This window comes from Kosmotoga sp., assembly GCF_982836095.1.
The window spans coordinates 5,598-7,241 of the sequence record NZ_CEYIHJ010000001.1 but is presented as its reverse complement, the minus strand read 5'-3'; the positions used below and the strand labels follow the sequence as shown (position 1 = coordinate 7,241).

General features: G+C 38.1%; 3 protein-coding genes. All 3 read right to left on the bottom strand.

What is annotated here, in order from left to right:
* Positions 1-119: 119 nt before the first annotated feature.
* Positions 120-1,262: a hypothetical protein gene (locus tag AC3LHT_RS00060; protein ID WP_488661608.1), complete on the bottom strand. Its 1,143-nt coding sequence runs from the start codon at positions 1,260-1,262 to the stop codon at positions 120-122.
* A gap of 4 nt (positions 1,263-1,266) precedes the next feature.
* Complete coding sequence (locus tag AC3LHT_RS00055; RefSeq protein ID WP_488661607.1) at positions 1,267-1,446, bottom strand: response regulator; 180 nt, start codon at positions 1,444-1,446, stop codon at positions 1,267-1,269.
* Between the two features lie 54 nt (positions 1,447-1,500).
* Positions 1,501-1,644: hypothetical protein (locus AC3LHT_RS00050; RefSeq protein ID WP_488661630.1), on the bottom strand; the 144-nt coding region annotated here is incomplete at its 5' end.

Sequence of the window (1,644 nt, the reverse complement as noted above, 5' to 3'; positions counted from 1 at the left end):
TGTTAATAAATCAATTAATACTGCAGTTAATTCTGATCTTTCTAATTCATTTACAATTCTGATCTGAGCATTTACATTCTTGGCACTAATCGGGTTCAGGCTATCTTTCACAAGCTCAGTCATAAAGTTGTTAGTTCATGCTGCATTCGATCCGACAACTCTTCCAGTTTTTTCAGATTTTTAACGAGTTTTCTCTGAGTTTCAGGTTCTTCAGACTGTTCCAAAGAAAGCACAAGGTTCGAAAGCTCTGATACTTCGTTTAATACAGTGTCTAATTTGTCACGCTCAACCCTGACATATTTTTCATGCACGCTGGTTTCGCTTTTTGTTTCAAGTTCTTCGGGAATGGCGATAAAGCCTTCAGTTTTTTCAAAAGGCCTTTTGAGTTTCTGAATGGCGTTTTTGAGTTTTGGATGTTCTTTCTTTTCACGTAAATCCATTACTTCATCTACCAATTCACAGAGTTCATTTTTTCCGGCTTTTTTAAGGCCTTTTTTCACATTAACAACCAGTCGCTTCAATTGATTGGGGTTTATGGAAGTGTCTTCGGCAAGTTCTAAGAACTGATTCAATATATTCTGAAAAGCCTCGTTTGCTTCAAAGGGTCTATCGGGAATATTATCTGAACTTTTCGAAAGCTTTTGCGCTCTTTCACAGAGTTTTTTTAGAATTGAAAGCTTTCCAGTGTTATCAAGAGCGGTTTTCAATGATTCAAGGATCTGCAATATGCTATCTAACTTAGTGCGTATATAGGAAGGGTTGTCATGCTGCGCATGTTGAAAAAGTTCTTCAAGTGTGTGCGCGAGTTTGTTAATGAGAGAAATGTGGTTCCTTCTATCACCCATGGCAACCATATTCATTACCAACGAGGAATCACCTTTTATCGTGTGAAAATGCCTCATTATCTCTTTTAGCTTTTCAACAGAAAAATGTTGCTCGATTTCCAGAAGAAGTCGTTCTGTTTCCTCTAAATGTATTTTGGCTTCTTCAAAAAATTCGGTAACGAATTCTTCTGCGAGCTCTCCACCGGGTTCAAGGGAGTCAGCCAAGTTTTCAGCTTTTACAGCTTCAGATAATTTGGCTTTTATTTCATCGATTTTCCTGGCTTTTTCTTTTCCTGATAATATTTCTTCGATTTCGTTAGCTGTCTTCGATTCTCCAAGCTCATAGAGAAGCTTTTTTATCTCGGGAAGAAGTTCCCGGTTGTTTGAAACCTCGTCAAGTAATGTTAGGAGTTTGTTTATTACCTCTTCCCTTTTCATCATCTCACTCTCCAATAGCGAGCTCGGTACTGTCAATGAGCAATTTCGGATCAACGGGTTTCACTAAATAAAAATCGGCTCCAGCTTCTATTCCCCTACGTTTGTCTTCAGGCTTATCAAGGGTGGTTATGACGATTATCGGAAGCTCTTCAAAGGCTTCACTTTCCCTTATTTTTCTTATCATATGGTACAGGTGTGATTAGACCGATTTTAACTAGTAAGTTGACAAAAGTCGTTCCTAGAGGGGAAACTGGTAGTGTATTGGGAGTAAATAATATGCAACAACTTTTGGCAGTATTGGATTAAGAAAATATGTAGCCATTCCGATTAAGATAAATCCAAATATATTCCTAACTCCATCCATCCAAAATCCAGCTCGCGG